The organism is Photobacterium sagamiensis (assembly GCF_050337085.1).
GTDB lineage: Bacteria > Pseudomonadota > Gammaproteobacteria > Enterobacterales > Vibrionaceae > Photobacterium > Photobacterium sagamiensis.
Genome location: NZ_JAKJSP010000026.1, coordinates 1 through 19,538, shown reverse-complemented (window position 1 = coordinate 19,538; position 19,538 = coordinate 1). Strand labels below are relative to the sequence as shown.

The following is a 19,538-nucleotide window of genomic DNA, read 5'->3' as shown; positions in this document are numbered from 1 at the left end:
ATTTATTGGTCACTCATATTCATCTGAATTTAAAAAATGGTTCAACTAATGGATTTTACTTTATATTTCATAACCCATTTACCATCCTTCATTTCCCACAATTCTTTATTTCTAAATTTATCTACCGTATCCCAAAACTCATCTTCGGTGATGTTATGAAAACGTAAGAAATCATCTAAATCATTACCAGGGAATTGACCTTGAAGACGATTAACTATTTCAACAGCCTCATCACGAGTCATACGATTATTCCAAATGTCATAACAACATTGATCTGTTGCACGCCAAAAGCCAAACTTAAGGTATTTAAACCAAATATTTATTTCACATAACTTCTCATCAATATTATCATAATCAAGAAAGTTCCCTGGTAACGGGCCTGCTGCACGACCCACAAATCCTCTTTCTTTAACTATGTCATAATTCTTACGCCCATACCAGTTAACGAAGTGTCCTAAGTAAATACTCTTCACACCAGCAGAGACAAGCTTGTCATAATCCGGGTATTTATAGAAGAATATATCACGTTCTGACACATCATCATCAAGCCAATCATGAACAGTTTTTTCTTTGATCAGATCACTTTTATCTATAGCAATGGCTGATGGCTTACTTTCACTACGTTGTAATCCACCAAACTCAAATGCAATATCTTCGCCCCAAACAACCAAAGGTACATCATAAATTAGTGCAGTATTAACAACGCTAGAGAACATTGCACAATGTTCAGCCCAGTTAGGCTCGCCCTGGCGCGTAAAACATTTACTTCGTATTTTTCTAAACACACTAGGTTTAATTGAAATCTTCATATGATCAACATTTAAGTCTTTGATCATGTTATTAAGATTATCAATACCTTCCGTTGTCGGTAAATGAGCAGCTAATGTCACACATAATACCTTCAGACCAAATCTTTCGGCCAAAACCATTGCCTGGAACCAACTATCTTTACCGCCACTAACTGGAACTATGCAATCATAAAAAGGATGGTCAGCTTTTTTAATCTCTTCAACAATAACTTCTAATTCTTTATATCGAGCATCCCAATCAAGAGATTCTTTAACTTCTTTAGTTCGACACGCATTACAATAACCACGTTCGTCAAGAACGATACCAGGCTTAGTATCAGGCATTACACAATTAGAACAAAATTTCATTTTTAACCCTCTTGAGCCTTGTAGTTATAGCTATCTATAAACGTACGACCTAGTAATATATATTCCGAATTCCAATTTTGCTCTTCAAGTAATTCCGTCTGGATATATTCCTGTGGATCATCAACAACTAACTCGACATCAGCATCATGAGTTTGCTCAGCCGTTAAAATACTAGCAAAGCATTCCCAATCACCGTTTGCATTGACTCTCCATGCTTTAGGATCTCTAAACCGGTCTATAATTGACATAAACTCTTGTTCGCTCATGTTTAACCAATTAAGGAAGTTCGATAGAGCTTTTGGCTTCACTTCCAAATAATGTTTAATGAACTCTAGACCTTCAGCTTTAGTTATCCTTTTTAAGCGAATATCTCTGGCAACATGATCAGAAACTTTAGCGTAACCGAATTTCAAATATTTAACATAATCATGTACACTTGCATTATTAGCACAATGAATAGACTCATAACGGTTGAACGTTCGTTCTTGTTTATTTGTTTCATAACCGTATTTTTCGATCATAGAACCAATCTGTTTTTGAGAATCCCATAATACATAGTTACCGACATACAGGCCTCTAACTCGAGATTTCTCTAATTGCTCATCAGATGGATAGGTAAAGGCTTGCAGATCTTTTTTCGATACCTTATCACTTCCTCCAATCAGAGATTCTGCATCAAGGCAGCGAAGAGCATGTTCCTTTCTAACCTTTTTCGTCATTTCTACACGATCATGATGACTAAACATTCCAACTTGATCGAGCCAACCATTGACCCCCCATATAATAAGCGGAATATCTAACTTTGTTGCCACCTGAACAGGAAATGTTTGACTCCCAGCTAATACATGCCAGTACATGTCGCCGATTTTATCAAGAGTTAAACGTGTTATTTCTTTAATTGTGTCAGGTCCGACCGTGGACATCATATGATCACAATCTAACTCAGTAATTAACCGAGCTAAATTTCTAACACCAACCTTCGTGCTGAAATGTGTATTATAAGTAACTAATAATGGATTGAGACCATATTTGTTCTTTACTAAATCAACAACAAAAAAATCATCACCAGAGCCAACTACAGGTATTACACAATCGTAAGATGTTCCGGGCCGAGCTTTATAGTGTTCTAAAAGTGATGCTAACTCTTGTTCTTTTTTAGCCCAGTCTATTTGATATTTTTCTTCATGTACGCGACACCCACTACATACCCCTTCTTTATCAATAATGATATTTAGAGCATGATTTTCAGGATATAAACATCTCTTACAAAATTTCATTGTTTTTCCACTATTAAAAAGGGCGACCTAAAAAGTCTAAATCAAAACTTTCGTATTTAACCTCAGAACTTAATCGAACAGGTAAGCCTGCCTCTCGCATCTGTGCCTTAGCCGCAATGGTACTATGTTCTACATGCTGAAATATATTGGCTGCTGCAACGGCTTGACAACCACCTTTAATAACACCTTCAGCTAGTTGATCAAAGCGTCCAACCCCTCCTAATGCAATAACTGGAATATTTACTAAATCACTCACAGTTTTAAGTAATTTAGTATCGTAACCCATTCTTGAGCCATCGCGGTCAACAGAATTGAGTAATATTTCCCCTGCTCCAGCACGCTCAACCGCATTTACCCATGCAGACAGAGAACCGTTCATAACAGTACCAGTCAAGTAGTTATAGACTTGATACTCTCCGTCAACCAGCTTTACATCAATAGAAACCGTAATGCACTGGCTACCAAATATATTTGAAGATTCAGTTACAAATGAAAGATTTTCGCGAGTAATGGCATTGACACAGACTTTATCAGCTCCGGCCTTTAGCAATTGTTGAATATGGGTTACGGTCTTAATTCCACCACCAACAGTAAGAGGAACAAAACATTCTTTTGCCGCCCACTTAACCAATTCAACATTAGGTTCACGATCTTCTCGGCTTGCGTCAATGTCCATAATGACTATTTCATCGACATCCCACTTTACAAAGAATTCAATGGCTGTTTTTACATTGCCAATAGGCAAATATGTTGAAAAGTCAAAACTTTGTACAACAAGTTCATTTTTAGTAATGATACAAGGAATTAATCGAGTCTTAAGCATCAAACTGTCTCCTTATTATGTACAAAGTCTTTTGCCCAATTAAGAAAACTCTTCATTGCACCTAAACCAATTTTTTGACTTTTTTCTGGGTGAAACTGCATACCAATCACATTATCGTACTGAACCGCAGCAGTCATATTAGAGCCATATTCGAATTTAGCCAAAATATATTTCTCATCACACTGAGCATAGAGACTGTGAACAAAATAAAAGTCTTTATCATGAGAGAGATAATTGAACACGCTCTGATCATTTTGAATAATTAAACTATTCCAACCTACATGTGGTACTCTAAGTCCATGTTGAGGCTTCATATATACAACTTGACCAGGGATCCAACCAAAGCCAGCTGTTTGAGTGATCTCCTCGGAAGAATCAAAAAGAAGTTGCATACCAAGACAAATGCCTAATGTCGGCTTTTTATCCTCTTTAACTACTTTATTTAGCGTTTCAATAAGCCCTTTATCTCTAAGCTTTTTCATTGCGTCAGGGAACGCACCAACACCAGGTAATAGTATACAATCAGCATTTTCAATTTCAGTCGCATCACTGGTTACTAAAATATCGTAGTCACCAACATGATTAATTGCATTTACAATAGAACGAATATTACCCATGTCATAATCGATTATTGCAATTTTAAATTTTGTCGTCATTTTAAGCCTTAAAGTCTATACAWATATCGTTAGTTACAACGTAAAACCATCATCAACAATAATATTTTGACCATTAACATAATTCGAAGAATCAGAGAGCAAGAAAACAAGAGATCCACTTAAGTCAACAGGATCAAGCATTCCTTTATTTATACATTGTTTAGCATAAGCATTTGTAAATTGCTCGGAATGGTTATCATAAATACCGCCAGGGCTTAAACAATTGACCCTAATATTCATACCTTTAAATGCTTTTGCCATAAACTTTGACAAATGAATTAAGGCTGCTTTTATGGCCGCATATTCAACCGGCATAGTCATATTCAAACCATCATATATCTCGAATTTTGGTGCGATACAGCCATAAATCGAAGCAATATTTACGATGTTACCCTGCCCCTGATCTTTAAAGTATAATGCAAATTGTTGACTACACAAAAAATATCCACCAACATTAAGTGACATATTCTCACAAAAATCATCATACTGAACGTCAAAGAAACTCGCACCGTAGTGGCTATTACGGGGATACGCATTATTAACTAATGCATCGATATGTCCATATTTTAAATGTACATTCTCAATCGCAGCTTTTACACTGGATGTTGATGTGATGTCCATATCAATTACTGCACAATTAGCTTGTAAATTCTCAGCTAGACTCGCCTTAAACTCGTTCGCTCTTACAAGGTCTTTCTCGGCAATAACAACTGTCGCCTGACAGTCAAGAAGTTTACGTACAAAAGCCTGCCCAACCAATCCCGCGCCACCAGTGATAACTATTACCTTATTGGCTAATTCACTCATAATCGTTGCTCCATTAAAGCACTTACGATTGAAAAATCTAATTCGGTATCAATATCTAACGACCTTTCTTCAGGCATAACAAATAAACCCGTTTTATCAGAAAATAATTTATCATCGTTCAAAATACTTTCCCGTGTCCATACATAGATAGAGGCATTCATATCAAAGCATTTAGGTGAATCTTGTCGTCTATCAGTTAAAGAGCCTTTACTGACAAATGGAGTGCCATTGCCGTCTATCTCAATTAAATTAAAATATGGAGAACGTCGTGCAGGGCTCGCTGTTATCACATTTCGAAATTCTCCCGAATTTATCATTGCATAACAACCAAGAATATCGTCTACCTTTCTTAAAGGCGATGTTGCATCCAGATCAAATAATACATCATACTGCATATCTAAAAGACGTTCTGCTTCCATGAACGCATGCCTAATGACTGGCAGCTTCGCCGCTTTATCTGATGCTAAGTGTGCAGGACGTTTAAACAAAACACGAGCACCCGCAGAGGTCGCTGCATCAGCGATATCATCACAATCAGTACTAACAACAATATCAGAAAACAAACCACTCGCTTTCGCAACCTCAACGGTGTGAGCAATTAACGGTTTATTATTAATTAATCGCACATTTTTGTTCTTTACGCCTTTTGAGCCACCTCGTGCACATATTGTGCACAAGACATTTATTCTTTTGTTCGCAGCCATTTTTTATCCATATAATTATCTGTAATATTCTCAATAAGCCCCATAACATGATTACTGTCATCAAATGATGTTAACATATGTAGCTTATTTTCAAGGACTGTGTTATGCATTGCTAAATAGGTAAAATTCCTATCTAATTTTCCACACTCCACTACTTCTACTAAGCCATTACAATCATATATTTTTATATCATTGTTCACTAAGCAAGCTGAAATGGTATAACGATCTGTTTGTATCTCAATCTCTCGTTTCGGTCGATGAGACAAATAATCCATTTTAATTTGAATATGAGTTCCCCACTTATTGGTGGCTAAGATAGTACAAATATCATCAGAACTTAAGCCTAAATGAGAACATGATCCCGCCATCGCAGAGACTAAGTTTAGGCGGCCACACAACCATTGCGTATAATCAATCTCATGGCTCAAATCTCTTAATACACCACCGCCACGAGATAAATCAGCGCTGTAACTTTTTTTATAATCTTGGCCAGGTCGCCAAGTAGGTAAATACTGACCAGCTTGAACAGAAAAAGACAATACTTGCTCATCTTCCAATAATAATTTTAACTTTCGGATAACAGGATGAAAGCGCAAATTATAAGTGACATGAACCTTATTATTAGGTATAAAATTTAATGCTCGATTTGCCAGAGGCTTTTCAACCAAAACAATCTTATTCTTAACATGAGCATCTATATATCTTAACTGTTCTTCATGAAGGCTAGTTTCGGAACACAGTAAGAATAAAGAATATTGAGAAAGCACATCATGTTTAATCGAATATAGATCTGAAAAAGAGCGGCCAGCTACGTTTCCATACCGCGTGACAACATCAACATCCGCTACATTTTTATTACCCTTCAGTAGTTCAAAATGACGTTTTCCAATAGAACCATAACCAACTAACAAAACTTTCATATAAATATAACCAATATATAATTAAACAGCACAACGTATACAATTGGAGAGCGCTCAAACACTTCCTAACAAGCTGTCAACAACAGCCATTACATTATTTGTAGCATCTATTTTTTTAATATTTATACGTTGTGCAGAAAGATTTTTACTCACAGAAATAATTTCATCTTCCAACATCTCAACATTTGGAATACCACTAGATATACCCATACAACTGTATGGCGCATCATCTGTAAATATGGAATTATCAATAGAAATAACTTGCTTACCAATTAAGTGTCCTTCTAACCCGACGGTAGATGCAGTAACAATGACGATATCCACTGCATGTAGTAAGCCATGAAGGTTTTCATCCCTCCCGCTAAAGACAACATGATCTTGCGGTTGGAATGTCACATTCTCACTCGGGTGATAACGAACAACTAATCGATAGTTATGATTGCCAGCAACAAATTCTCGTAACGAACGTTCAATATTGCGAGGCAATTCAGGATCACCAGAGAGATCGTTAAATGGATGTTTTTCGGGCTCAGGTTGAGATGCATATAACAGAGTAATCATCTCATCTTCAGCCCAACCACGCTCCATTCTTATTTTTTGTCCATTTTCAATAACCGCTGGATTAGCTAAAGAATCAAATGCCGGATTTCCGGTAACGTTTATTTCATCGCTTTGACGACCTGAACTCACAAACATATCTTTGACAGACTGATTAAGTACACAAAGTTTTGATGCGTATCCTTTTTTTCCTATCCATTTAACTTCCTGCAACGCAAACAAGTCAACTAAACACAAACTTTTAATTCCCAACAAACCTGCAGCATCGATCGCTGCGCGCTCTGAGCGAGGCGAATTAGTAGCAATGAGCAAATCAACGTCAAGCTCTATCAAAAGCCGTTTCATAAAATTAATCGGATAGAATCCTTGCCGTCCTGCACTCTTATACATGGTATTGGCTATATCTTCGCCATGCTGCTCTGCCATATCAAGGAAATTAACCCCGTGATAAGCGACAGATTCCTCATAGGGCACCACCGAACTTGCAGACTCAGGCCCCGTTAAGGATTTACCAATGTCATTAAAACAATCATCGACTAAGTGAGTAAAGTTGTTATACGTAGCATACTCAATATTATTAGCCTTCATGACTGCTCCTGCTGTAGTTAGCGCTAAAACAGTAAGCGAGCAATCCTCTTTTTTCTGCATTTCTTTAATCAGCGGCACCATCATTGCCGCATGACCACCACCATAAACAACAACAAGTATATTATTCAACAATTTAGGATACCTTGGGTTCTGATAAAGTTAAGTTTTTAGGGCAGATCAATAAACAATAAACAAACCAGATTAATACAAACAAGTAAGATATCAATCCAATCCCTTCAAAGAATATATTAATCACTGCAGGAACAAAGAACAAAACTAATTGGCTAGATACCGCCGCATACTTCAGTTTAAATTGAAAAACAAAATACACTGTCGCAATTAGCAACAAATAAATAATAAATCTAGCATAATCGCCTTCAACAAATGATACGACTATTGTACTTCTATCTATTGGACCGCCATTCACTTCCGCTCCACGTTCAGATAGCATATATTGTATTTTATGAGAAACAGAGCCTACAAAACCAACAAATAAAACAATAGAGATAGGAATCATTATTTTATATCTAGACAAGACAAGTTTTACATTAAAAAACATAATGCAAGCCCAAGATAATACTATCCCAGAACTTAAGTTTGCTAATAATACTGACATGAATAACAAAAAATATTTTCTATTAGCGCTATTTATAATAATAAACAAATAGGCCATAGCGCACATTCCTAATGCAGAACGGTAACTTAAAAATATTGGAATTAGAATAAAAAATATTCTAGCTGGCCCTATTTTTTTAAAAACATGACTATTTATGATTGGCACTAAATATAATAAATAAAATATAGCTTCAAAAAACACGGGTAATTTTTGAGAGTAAATCAAAAAAAACGGACCCACAACAAACAATCGTGCTACATGAATAAAAAATAAAGGGTTTGTATCAATAAAACCATCAAACACTTTCGATGCATAAAGCATTTGCGAATAAAAACCATCATCAGCAAACTCATTAAACATTCTTAAATTCAGAAAGTGAGCCATTACAACAAATAATAAGCATGTAATGGATATGTAAATAGTACTTGCTGTTATTCTCATATTTGAAATACAACCATAAATAAGGCCATTTTTAATGAAATTAAGAGTTTATAACTAATCTATAAATTCCCTGAACCAAATTTCTAACGCCATCAAAGCTCTTATCTCTCTTGTATTATTCGCTTTGCCACTACAATGATTAGCATACAGCGTTTCAACATAGTCTTTATTAAATAAATCTCTTGCTATCGTTTTTTCAGAAAGCAGCAAATCCAACACCATATCTTTCAAGTCATGCTTTAACCATTCAGAAATTGGCACCGTAAACATTTGTTTTTTGCGGTAGGTTAGATCGTTACCGATAAGGTCAGCGACCGCTTTTTTATAAATGTACTTTGTTTCACCTTCTTGCAACTTAAGTTCGCCAGGCATTGAAAATGCCAATTCAATCATCCTGAAATCTAAGAATGGAGCTCTGTTTTCAATAGATACAGCCATCCCCATTCGATCAGGTTTGACTAAGTTATTACCAGGTAACAACAGCATGGTATCTATATAAAGAGCTTGATTAATCCGATCCATATGCTGAGCTTTATTAAACAAGGGAGAAACGTAAGATTCTGCGTTATCCTCAGAAATGTTCAATTTAAGCTGATCACTATATAATCCAGATTTAGATTCTGACTTAAATAAAGAAATATTATCAAGATAGCTTGACTGGTATTCGTTGTTGCTCATACTAAATGCATTATCTTGAGCAAAAAATGACTTATATTTATCATAACCAGCAAATAGTTCATCGGCGCCATCGCCAGTCAATACCATTTTAACTTTACGTGAAGCGAGTTCCGCAACCCTATAGGTTGGCAAAAATGATACATCGCCATGCGGCTGGTCACAGTGAAACGTGGCTTTTGGCCACAAACCAAGTAGATTAGCTTCAACCTTTTCTACAACATGTTCCGTTTCAAAACGAGTTGCGGCGAGTTCTGCAAATGGTGATTCGTCAAATTTTTCATCATGAAAACCAATAGTAAACGTCTTAACAGGCTGAGTCATATGCTTAGCCATTAAACCTACGACAGTGCTTGAATCTACTCCACCAGATAAAAAGGCTCCGAAAGGTACATCAGCTCTCAGTCTTATACGAACTGCATCGTCTAATATTTCATTAAATTCATCAATCCATTGGGTCTCTGATTTTTGCTGTAATTTAACATTTGCTATATCCCACCAACGAACTTCTTCAACAGCCTGAGCCGTAACTTTAATATAAGTTCCTGGCATGACATGTTTAACGTTTTTAAATAAAGTTGATGGCGGCACTACATAATTAAAACTTAAAAAAGAATCTAAGGCGTTAAAGTCCAGTTTTTTATCAATACCTGCAGCCAGAATAGATTTAATCTCAGAACCAAAAACGATGCGGTTTTCAACATTATGATAGTGAAGCGGTTTTTCACCCACTCGATCTCTGATTAAGTAAAGTGCTTTTTGGTGATTATCCCAAATAGCGATTGCAAACATTCCGTTTAGCTTTGAAACAAAGTCGATACCATGTTTCTCATACAATCTTAGTAACACTTCGGTATCACAATGGGTACGACACTCGAATTCACTGTCCTTCAGTTCTTCAGCCAACTCAACATGGTTGAATATTTCACCATTTTGCACGACAACAATCTGCTCATTGTCAGAAATAAAGGGTTGCTGTCCATGTTCAATGTCTAAAATAGCCAAACGTTGGTTACCTAAGGCAAGACCTGGTTCAACAAAAACACCTTGACCATCAGGGCCGCGATATTTAATGACATCACCCATATCTTGAAGTTGTAATGGGGTAAGGCTACGGCCTTGTGTATCAAAATAACCAAAAATACCGCACATAACTAATTACCACCTTTTAATACAACTTGTTCTATTGTCATGAAAATAATTTTGAGGTCAAACACGACGTTATGCTTATCTACATACTCGAGATCTAAAGCTTCTCGTTCTTTTTCCGTCGCTGAAGAGCGCTTAGTTGCCTGAGCCAGTCCGGTAATACCAGGACGAACACTATTCCGTTTTGTCCAAGAACTTTCTGAGTACAGCTCTCGTTGTTGTGGTACATTGGGTCTGGGTCCAACAACACTCATATGGCCTAACAAAACATTAATAAGCTGAGGCAACTCATCAATACTTAACCGTCTTAACCATTTACCGACACTTGTAATTCGAGGATCATTCTCTGATGTGAAATAAGGCCCAATTTTATCGGCATTAATTTTCATGCTTCGAAATTTATACAATCCAAACAGTTGACCATTGAGACCAACCCTTTGTTGCTTATAAAACACCGGACCAAAGTTATCTATAGTTATAATCAGTGCTATCACAACAAAGAAAGGTAACAGACAGACTAACCCAATGATTGATAGCAATATATCAACAATTCTTTTCATTATGCATTTCCAGAAATGATACTAAGAACGATATCGTTAACATGCTGCTTGTCTGACAGTTGTGCAGATAAATCCCGCTTAAGCAAAGACTCCCTTGCAAGTACTATTTTGTTAACTTCATCTTCTAAGTTCATAAAACTTTGAAGATCGGATAATGATTCACTCTGACGATGGAAAGTACGTGATAAAATAACACACGATGAGCCTAAACGAACGTGTTCAGCTAAAATAAGCTCCGCAGGCAATGTGCCTTCACCAATCCGGGCCAAACCGCCAAAACCAAAAGGAAGACCAGATTTTTTAATGGTCGCAGTCAAAGATTCGAGTAATCCATTAGCAAGCGGTTCGAACATAAACTTCAAGCCCAAGTCTCGGTGTAAGTCATTTAGCCCGATATAGATTTCACTAACGCCTTTGACCTGAACGACCTCAGTTAAACACTCAGCAGCAGCGGCTGTTTCAACTAAAGGTACAAATTTAGCACGGCCATCAATCATCCGGCTAAATTCTTTAATCTCATCGATAGTTTTGAACATTGGTAGCATGATCAAATCAGCTCCGGCACTGATCGCCTGTTCAATTTCAAGTTGTGTACCTTCATAAAACGGGTTGAGGCGAACTAGCAATTCACTATCAGAAATAACTTTACGAATATTTCTAACGTCTTGCATTGAGTGGTTGCTGATCAAGGTATCTAAATGACCTTGCCTCTCGAATTTACCATTTGTCTCTAAATCAACAAAAACTCTTGAGACTCCTGATCCTACAGCATGCTTGGCTAAATCAATATCATTTGTAATCAGCATTAAATTAAACATTTACAACCCTTTTTGTACCTTAATAATTCGTCTAATGTTTTGACTTAAGAAAATACATACAACAATAAACAATATACTGGAAACACTCGCTACCATCATATCAACCCAGACTCGTTGTTGAGTGAAATTCACTAGTGAAAGTAGCCAGTGATATATCACCGCTGCGACTAATAGTTTTAAAAAATCAAAAGTGAAATCACCATTTTTAATGAAATTTATTTTATGTTTAATATGTATTATTAATAACAACGCGACACTAAGTAACGCGTAAGTGAAAACCATTAAGTTAAAGACATCTGAAATTTCCGTAACAAACCCATAGCCAATAACAATAAATATAACAGCCAAACACGTAGAGCATATTAGCGGGCTAAGAGTATCTCTTCTAGAAGCAATAACCGCAATCAGTAGCGCGTTGATGCCTTGAAATGGTAACGTCAGACTAACACTGTAAAAATAAGCGGCAATTTTACTCAGTTGCTCAGGATTTAACTGGCCCCAATCATAGATAAGATAGACGATAGAAGATGAAAAATGATTTAATGGTACAAAAACAGCAAGAGATATTGCTATAACTGAAAGCAATACTCTTTTAAATGTTTCTAAGAATGCACTCTCATCGCCTTCTGCAAAAAAACCAGAAAAGCGCGGAAAAAACACGATAGCAAATACGGTCAATACAACCCCTAATGGAAATTCCACAAGTTTTATTGCGTAATTGACCAGAGATAACTCGCCAGGACCAGTATGGGATGCAATAGCACGAGCTACTACAGGTATTAAAAATATTATTCCGCCAGTTAGTACACAGTAAAAATAACGTCTGAGTAGCGAACTCGTGACCAGGTTATCTGAAAAATCAATCTGACCAAATGGTGAAATTTTAGAGTTGATAACCTGAGAAAACCAACGAACAAATGCACCAATACAGACCCCGATAGAAATCACAAGCAAGATATATTCAGAATCGAATTGACTTGCAAAATATAGACTTGCGATCAAGACAAGATTAAAAATTAGTGTTCCCAATGCGGGAATAAGAAATTTATCTCGGTAATTCAAAAAAGCCGTTGTTACACCTGCAGCGACAGTTAAAGGTATAGCAATGAAAGTAATAGCAAAAGTATCACCATATTTTTGAGTTGCAGTATCACTTAAGCCTGGTGCAAATGAACTAAGGATCTGAGAGGAAAACAAATAAGCAACTAGAGATATCATACAGAACAATACTATCATCAACGCCAACACCTGCCGATAAAGTATAGTCGCAGCTTGATGATCCAATCTTTTAAATTCAGGGATTAGAGCCATACCTAATGCTCCACCTACTAGCAGATTTACTAGGATATCAGGTGTTGACAGAAAAACGATGATCAAATCTGTTTGCTCCGTTGCACCAAAATTCGATGCAATAAAGGTTTCTCTAACGAAGCCAGATAGTCGGCCAATGAATAAGCCTATTGAAACAAATAATCCCGAAATTAATAAATTATGCATTAAATCCCACTTTTTCTAAGTATCTATATTCCTGATTATTTACAAGAGAAGACCCTACTTTTAACCAGTCCAATCGCTTACAACAAACGCCTTAAATCCATGCGCGTTTCTTTACAACCATGTCCGTTATCTTCTGTTTTGAATGATTTTCGATCTCACTATGTCCTGTAACCAGTCCAAGCTTTCTAAACCAATAATTTCAATTTCTTCCCACCGTTGCTCACCACAGATTATTGCAACTAATGTTAAAAAGGGGATGTCAAACAAGTTATGTGACAATTTGACATTCTGTCGTGGGTCAGAAAGCACCGAAAAAAGCTCGAAAAAGATGTCTTATCGATGTGACAACTCTGCTAAATAATTGAAACAGTATATGTTTACACTCAATGGTATGAAAAAGACTTGTTTAAAATTTTGTCCTGCAAAATTCAAATTAACTTCGATATACACATGCACAAATACTGAATTAAGTGGTTGTTTTATAATAAAATACCCACCCACCCACCTAGTGGGGAGGTCCTATCTCTAAAGTTGATTCGGTGGATTTTCACACGCTACCGCCCTTAGGTATCGCTCCTAAAGTGCGGATTAAAAAGATTGTTGCTCATTGTCATCGTGTGGCAACTATATGAAACACTTCGCTTAAGCAGAAAAAGGCTTCTATCTGCTCATTTTTTTAAATTGAAATTTTGTCCCGTGATTATATTGATCTATGGGATCATCGGCAAGTCGCGCTTACCAAAGAGCTGTGGATTCAGGGCGCGATTACAAATCGATACTTATCCTTCAATGGCTTGCGATAAGTACTTAGCCTTCAATCTTTTTCGATTGATCCCTGCTTTCTAGCAACCGTAGTTTCAACAAGTTAAACGCTAGATGGCATGATAAACATACAGATAAGAAGAACATTTAGCCCTGAGTTCAAGCAGGAACCAGCACTACTCGTCCTTGATCAAAACAACTCTGTGTCTGACTGCGTAAGCGAGTGTTTTGCCCCACGGTGCTATTTAAGATTTTTATTGTTAAGGACAATAGATCACTTGTATCACAACTACCTCTCGTTGAAGTAGTTCTGTCAAAACATTGCGAAGACGAGTGTAGGGATCGACACCATTGGCTCGGCAACTTGGCAGCAAGCTGAACAGTGTGGCACTAACATTAGCGCTACTTAGAGTATTAGAGAACAGCCTGGCGTTCCGATCTGTCTCTATCAGAACATAGCCATTCAGAAGTGGGCCCAGCAACAGAAATCAAAACCACAGATTCGACTTCGGGTTATCAGTAGGATTATTTTGACACCATTGGACTGTCTGCATACACTTTTAACAGCGTTTAAAATTGAAACCGATGATCACAGTTACTTTTTTGATTTTTCCATTTTAGTTTTCAGAGAAAAAAGTTTCTTTAAAAACAACAAATAACAATTTCATCAATTGTGAATATGGTATAAAAGTCTCATTTCACCACAAAACATAAGCCAATTGTTGCATAACAATTTTAAAGTAAACCGAAGTCTATATAATAACGGCGGCTAGGTACTTTTTAATAAAAAATGAAGAATCATTATGGACAGTGAACTTGCGCTTATTTTTCTATTTTCTTTTTGCAGTCTGTTTTTCCTTCGAAAAATAGCAAAGAAAATACAGTTAGTTGATATCCCTTCGGGTCGTAAACAGCACCAGGGGGTTGTGCCATTAATTGGTGGTATTTCTATATTCTTAACTGTCGCAATTGCCCTTGCGATCATCCCTGAAATCGCAAGAAACGCGCCACTTTATGTTTTTTGCGCTTCCGTATTAGTCTTTACCGGTGCCATTGATGATAAATATGATATCAGTGTCAAAGTTCGGCTGATCATCCAAGTCATAATGTCTGTCATCATGATTAAAGTCGGAGGCCTTAACCTCAATACGCTGGGGCATCTGGTTGGCGAACAAGAAATACTGCTTAATTTACCGCTAAGTTATATTATTACAATTTTGGCCATTTTAGGCGCCATTAATGCGTTTAACATGGTGGATGGCATTGACGGGCTACTGGGTGGTTTAGCTACCGTCAGTTTTGCCGCTCTGGGGTATTTATTCTGGATGGATAACCAGCAAGATCTTTACCAATTCTGCATCGTGATTATTCTTGCCACCATCCCTTATGTCATGTTGAATCTGGGCTTCCCTTTTGGCCGCCGATTCAAAGTCTTCATGGGCGATGCCGGTAGTGTCTTTATTGGCTTTACTGTTATTTGGTTATTGGTTAATGGTACCCAGGGTGAAAATAGTAACCCGCTACGGCCGGTCACTGCCCTATGGATTATTGCCTTGCCATTAATGGATATGGCGACCATTATGGTTCGCCGGATCCGTAAAGGACAATCCCCCTTTAAGCCAGATCGTGAACACCTTCATCATATTTGCCAACGATTAGGCCTTTCCTCTCGCAAAACCTTGATTGCTATTTGTGGCCTTGCTTCTACCTTTGCTTACATCGGCGTATTGGGTGAGCAACAGCAAGTCAGCGAAGCTATTATGTTCAGTACTTTCTTATTGTTATTTGTCACCTACTATCTCTCAATCACCCATATCTGGCGTATCACCGCATTCCTTCGCAAAATCAATATCAACCTAACTGAAGTGATTAGCGAAAAAACGAAGAGGGAGAGTTAATACCAATCGGCATAAGGTCCTTGGATGAACAGGCCCCAGGGCCTAGTACCTAAACGCAATGAAGATGATTGATTAAAACGGCCAAAGTTCGTCATCCCTGGCAGACCCGTCACTGACATCGTGAGATGAAACCGCTTGATACGATCAATTTATCGCTCCACAGAAGATAATAGACCAGGGATCCACTGTGCGCGGAATTATCCAGCCATGAAGAACCTGATTGGTATGTAAGCCCTTCAAATTTCACCGCACATGGATCCCTGATAACCGCCTGGTAAGTCTTGAGCAAGTTTGTAAGTCTACTGTCTGGCGGTTTCTGGGATGACGACTGTTTAGCTTCATCGATAAAGAATTAATATGCTCAATAAATCATAATTTATGAGCCAAGGTACTGGTAACTCGAAACCAGCCACTCTTTCCCTGACCGTAGTCTTCTTAGGAGTTAGACCTTGCATCTCATCACAATTTAGTTACATATGTCATGAGTTTTACTTACCTTTCCTACATTTACATCTACACTGAAAAGTATGCTCCGCTTAGGCATATCAATGTTGTCTACCTGGTATATAGCTGTTGAAATATAGCTCTAAGGTAAGATTTCCAGCAGCATTGCTCAGCCAGCTTATCGATTGCAAGGAGGGATGTATGCAAGATAAAACGGTTTTGGCGTGGAGAGAGAGCCTGACTTTGACCTCGCTGATCAATACTGGATTTGTTGTGCTGTGGAAGTGCTCATTGTTTTTAGATGAGCTGGAGAGATATGACAGGATGTCGAAGGCAATACGGCGGGAAGATCGAAGGCACGAGTATTAGGAAGATAGGCAGTTTAATTAAGATTCGGTAAATACATGAAAGAAGGGTTGCATATCATTGATATGCAACCCTTCCTCGCCCCATCTGCTTATGCTTGTCGTTTTTGGTAGCGACTATTTATCAGCACCGCTCTGCTGCGCATCCAGATTTAACTGAATGGCTTTATTGGTACCAAAGAGCTTGTGAACAACAGTAATGATGCGCCAGATATGGCTGATAACAAAAAAGTACACCGCAAATACCGACAAGAAACTGAAGAACATCACCGATTCATTGATCTGTTCCATATCAGACCAAATACCAATCCCGGCCATGATCGATGCCATCAGACAGATCACAAACAGAGACATATTTGATGATAAACCAATACGCTGGCAGATATGGTGTAAGTGCTCACGATCCGGTTTGAACGGTGATTGCCCTTTACGGATCCGGCGCACCATAATGGTTGCCATATCCATTAATGGTATAGCAATCACCCACAAGGCAGTAACCGGACGGATATGTGTGGTGTTAGTCCCTTGCGTGGCTTCAATCAGCAGCCAAATTACGGTAAAGCCAATAAAGATACTGCCGGCATCGCCCATGAAGACCTTAAAGCGACGGCCCAAAGGAAATCCCAAATTAAGCAGAATATACGGCACCATCGCAGTAACAATCAGGCCACAGATCATCGCCAGCTCTATATTGCCATCAATCAGGAACATAAAGCCCAATGCACCAAAGGTCACCGATGCCAGCCCGCCAAGCAGCCCATCGATGCCATCAACCATATTAAACGCATTAATCGCACCGATCACGCCTAAAATAGTGATGATATAGCTTGCGGCGACGGAAAGTTCAATTGCCTCGCTGCCCATCAGATAACCCAGGCTATGCAGGCTCTTACCGCCAATAATGATCATCGCCAGTGATACACCCGCCTGAGTGACCAAGCGGATTTTAAAACTAATGTCATAGCGATCATCAATCACCCCGGTGATCACCAAAATGGTGGCACAGCAAAGAAACAGAACCGTGTCAGTTTCAAGCGGTGATAATAATAAGGTAATAGCAAGGGTCACAAAGATTGATACCCCCCCTACCAACGGAACAACGCCCTGGTGATGTTTACGGGCGTTAGGTTTATCAACTAAACCGACACGTTTTGCCAGCTTACGAAAAACAAACAAGCTGATAAAAGAAGTTATAAAAACAAACAGAAATGCATAGGTCATAGGAATTATCTAAAAAAGGGTTAAATATTGGGCTAGAGCCAGCTTTTATCCTACCAACTTCAATGACGGTTCATCATTGATCAGGGTCTTAAGATATTGATTAAAACCTGCACCTAAAGACTCATGACGCAGACTGTATTCGACAAACGCTTTCAGATAACCCAATTTATCACCACAATCGTGTGACTTACCGGTCATATGGAAGGCTTCAACCGTTTCTTCTGCCATTAACATGTCAATAGCATCCGTCAGCTGAATTTCATCACCGGCACCTGGTGGGGTGATCGCCAGTTTGTCCCAGATTTTAGAAGAGAGCACATAACGGCCCACAACGGCGAGATTCGACGGTGCATCTTCAATTGCCGGCTTTTCAACCATGGCTGTCATTGAATGAGATTCGCCGCCTTTAAGTTCTGCGCCACCACAATCAACCACACCGTACTTTGAAACATCGTTCATCGGAACGGGTTCGACCATGATCTGACTAGCTTGCGTTTGCTCAAAGCGCTGAATCATTGCGGCAAGGTTTTCTGTCGTTTGATCTGCGGTGTATTCATCTAAAATCACATCAGGCAGTACCACGGTAAACGGTGCATCACCCACTAGTGGTTTCGCACACAATACCGCGTGACCCAGTCCTTTTGCCTGGCCCTGACGCACATGCATAATAGTGACATCTTTCGGACAGATCGCTTGTACTTCATCTAATAACTGGCGCTTAACCCGTGTTTCAAGCGTCGCTTCCAGTTCAAACGAGGTATCAAAATGGTTTTCAATCGCATTTTTAGACGAATGGGTCACCAGCACAATTTCTTTAATACCGGCCGCCACACACTCACTCACGATATATTGAATAAGTGGTTTATCAACAATCGGTAGCATTTCTTTGGGAATTGCCTTTGTTGCCGGCAACATACGCGTTCCTAGCCCCGCCACAGGGATGACGGCTTTTTTTATTATGGTCATTATTATTCCTTTATATACCACCAGAAATTGTTGGTGGGTTAATACAGTTTCAGTAATGAAGTTGTTAATTTAGCTGTTATACCCATTAGGGTTATTTTTCTGCCAACGCCAGGTATCTTGCATCATTTCTGAAATACCGCGCTCGGCTTGCCAGCCTAGTTCTTCACGAGCCAACGTCGGCTCAGCATAACATTCAGCGATGTCACCACCTCGACGAGGAGAGATAACGTATGGCACAGGCACGCCAGATGCCTGCTCAAACGCTTTGACCATCTCAAGGACTGAATAGCCAATACCTGTACCTAGATTATAGGTAAAGACCCCTTTATCTTCGGCGATACGCTCAAGTGCTTTTAAATGACCGGCGGCCAAATCAACCACGTGGATATAATCGCGCACCCCTGTGCCGTCTTTGGTGGGATAATCATCACCAAAGACAGCCAGGCTGGCTAATTTACCTACCGCAACCTGCGAAATATAAGGCAGCAAGTTGTTGGGAATACCGTTAGGATCTTCACCAATAAGGCCCGACTCGTGAGCGCCTACCGGGTTAAAATAACGCAGGATAACAAACGAGAAACGCTCATCGGATTTTGCAACATCACGAAGCACCTGCTCGACCATGAGCCCATGAGC

General features: G+C 38.6%; 19 protein-coding genes. 1 reads left to right on the top strand and 18 read right to left on the bottom strand.

Annotation, left to right across the window (positions count from 1 at the left end; genetic code table 11):
- Nucleotides 1-41: 41 nt before the first annotated feature.
- The 15 genes from L4D76_RS13430 to L4D76_RS13360 form a co-directional block, all read right to left on the bottom strand.
- Nucleotides 42-1,157 carry an N-acetyl sugar amidotransferase gene (locus L4D76_RS13430; protein WP_428441403.1) on the bottom strand — a complete coding sequence of 372 codons (1,116 nt, stop codon included), beginning with the start codon at nt 1,155-1,157 and terminating at the stop codon, nt 42-44.
- Nucleotides 1,158-1,159: 2 nt separating this feature from the next.
- Nucleotides 1,160-2,434, bottom strand: coding sequence for an N-acetyl sugar amidotransferase (locus L4D76_RS13425; RefSeq protein WP_428441402.1), 1,275 nt, complete (start codon nt 2,432-2,434; stop codon nt 1,160-1,162).
- A gap of 13 nt (nt 2,435-2,447) precedes the next feature.
- Entirely contained in the window at nt 2,448-3,257 is an 810-nt protein-coding gene (locus L4D76_RS13420; protein ID WP_428441401.1) for a HisA/HisF-related TIM barrel protein, read from the bottom strand.
- Nucleotides 3,257-3,913 carry an imidazole glycerol phosphate synthase subunit HisH gene (gene hisH, locus L4D76_RS13415; RefSeq protein ID WP_428441400.1) on the bottom strand — a complete coding sequence of 219 codons (657 nt, stop codon included), beginning with the start codon at nt 3,911-3,913 and terminating at the stop codon, nt 3,257-3,259. Before hisH ends, L4D76_RS13420 begins: the two co-directional genes overlap by 1 nt.
- A gap of 33 nt (nt 3,914-3,946) precedes the next feature.
- Entirely contained in the window at nt 3,947-4,720 is a 774-nt protein-coding gene (locus L4D76_RS13410) for an oxidoreductase (protein ID WP_428441399.1), read from the bottom strand.
- The gene (locus L4D76_RS13405; RefSeq protein ID WP_428441398.1) at nt 4,717-5,424 is read right to left on the bottom strand and encodes an acylneuraminate cytidylyltransferase family protein; all 708 of its coding nucleotides are present in this window, start codon (nt 5,422-5,424) and stop codon (nt 4,717-4,719) included. Before L4D76_RS13405 ends, L4D76_RS13410 begins: the two co-directional genes overlap by 4 nt.
- Nucleotides 5,403-6,344 (bottom strand): Gfo/Idh/MocA family protein, encoded by a 942-nt coding sequence (locus tag L4D76_RS13400; protein ID WP_428441397.1) that lies wholly within the window; start codon nt 6,342-6,344, stop codon nt 5,403-5,405. The genes L4D76_RS13405 and L4D76_RS13400 overlap by 22 nt, the downstream gene beginning before the upstream one ends.
- Before the next feature lie 54 nt (nt 6,345-6,398).
- A complete protein-coding gene (locus L4D76_RS13395; RefSeq protein WP_428441396.1) occupies nt 6,399-7,622 on the bottom strand; it encodes a glycosyltransferase family protein in 1,224 nt (407 codons plus the stop codon).
- Nucleotide 7,623: 1 nt separating this feature from the next.
- On the bottom strand, nt 7,624-8,466 hold the full coding sequence (locus L4D76_RS13390) for a hypothetical protein (RefSeq protein WP_428441395.1): 843 nt from the start codon (nt 8,464-8,466) through the stop codon (nt 7,624-7,626).
- A 135-nt stretch (nt 8,467-8,601) separates the two neighbouring features.
- Nucleotides 8,602-10,374: an asparagine synthase (glutamine-hydrolyzing) gene (asnB, locus tag L4D76_RS13385; RefSeq protein ID WP_428441394.1), complete on the bottom strand. Its 1,773-nt coding sequence runs from the start codon at nt 10,372-10,374 to the stop codon at nt 8,602-8,604.
- A gap of 2 nt (nt 10,375-10,376) precedes the next feature.
- Nucleotides 10,377-10,931, bottom strand: coding sequence for a sugar transferase (locus tag L4D76_RS13380; RefSeq protein WP_428441393.1), 555 nt, complete (start codon nt 10,929-10,931; stop codon nt 10,377-10,379).
- Nucleotides 10,931-11,749, bottom strand: a complete 819-nt coding sequence (locus L4D76_RS13375) for an aldolase/citrate lyase family protein (RefSeq protein WP_428441392.1) — start codon at nt 11,747-11,749, stop codon at nt 10,931-10,933. The genes L4D76_RS13380 and L4D76_RS13375 overlap by 1 nt, the downstream gene beginning before the upstream one ends.
- Nucleotides 11,750-13,246 (bottom strand): murein biosynthesis integral membrane protein MurJ, encoded by a 1,497-nt coding sequence (gene murJ, locus L4D76_RS13370; protein ID WP_428441391.1) that lies wholly within the window; start codon nt 13,244-13,246, stop codon nt 11,750-11,752. It abuts the gene before it with no gap.
- A 126-nt stretch (nt 13,247-13,372) separates the two neighbouring features.
- Nucleotides 13,373-13,555, bottom strand: coding sequence for a transposase family protein (locus L4D76_RS13365; protein WP_428441390.1), 183 nt, complete (start codon nt 13,553-13,555; stop codon nt 13,373-13,375).
- Nucleotides 13,556-14,268: 713 nt separating this feature from the next.
- Nucleotides 14,269-14,382: a transposase domain-containing protein gene (locus L4D76_RS13360; protein ID WP_428441474.1), complete on the bottom strand. Its 114-nt coding sequence runs from the start codon at nt 14,380-14,382 to the stop codon at nt 14,269-14,271.
- 429 nt (nt 14,383-14,811) lie between these two features.
- Between L4D76_RS13360 and wecA (L4D76_RS13355) the strand changes: the two genes are divergently transcribed.
- Nucleotides 14,812-15,906: a UDP-N-acetylglucosamine--undecaprenyl-phosphate N-acetylglucosaminephosphotransferase gene (gene wecA / locus L4D76_RS13355; protein WP_428441389.1), complete on the top strand. Its 1,095-nt coding sequence runs from the start codon at nt 14,812-14,814 to the stop codon at nt 15,904-15,906.
- A gap of 926 nt (nt 15,907-16,832) precedes the next feature.
- Here the strand turns inward: wecA (L4D76_RS13355) and wecA (L4D76_RS13350) are convergent.
- From wecA (L4D76_RS13350) to L4D76_RS13340, 3 genes are all read right to left on the bottom strand, one after another.
- Nucleotides 16,833-17,936: a UDP-N-acetylglucosamine--undecaprenyl-phosphate N-acetylglucosaminephosphotransferase gene (gene wecA, locus L4D76_RS13350; RefSeq protein ID WP_428441388.1), complete on the bottom strand. Its 1,104-nt coding sequence runs from the start codon at nt 17,934-17,936 to the stop codon at nt 16,833-16,835.
- A 45-nt stretch (nt 17,937-17,981) separates the two neighbouring features.
- Entirely contained in the window at nt 17,982-18,902 is a 921-nt protein-coding gene (gene galU, locus L4D76_RS13345) for a UTP--glucose-1-phosphate uridylyltransferase GalU (protein WP_428441387.1), read from the bottom strand.
- A gap of 69 nt (nt 18,903-18,971) precedes the next feature.
- Nucleotides 18,972-19,538: NAD-dependent epimerase/dehydratase family protein (locus L4D76_RS13340; RefSeq protein WP_428441386.1), on the bottom strand; the 567-nt coding region annotated here is incomplete at its 5' end.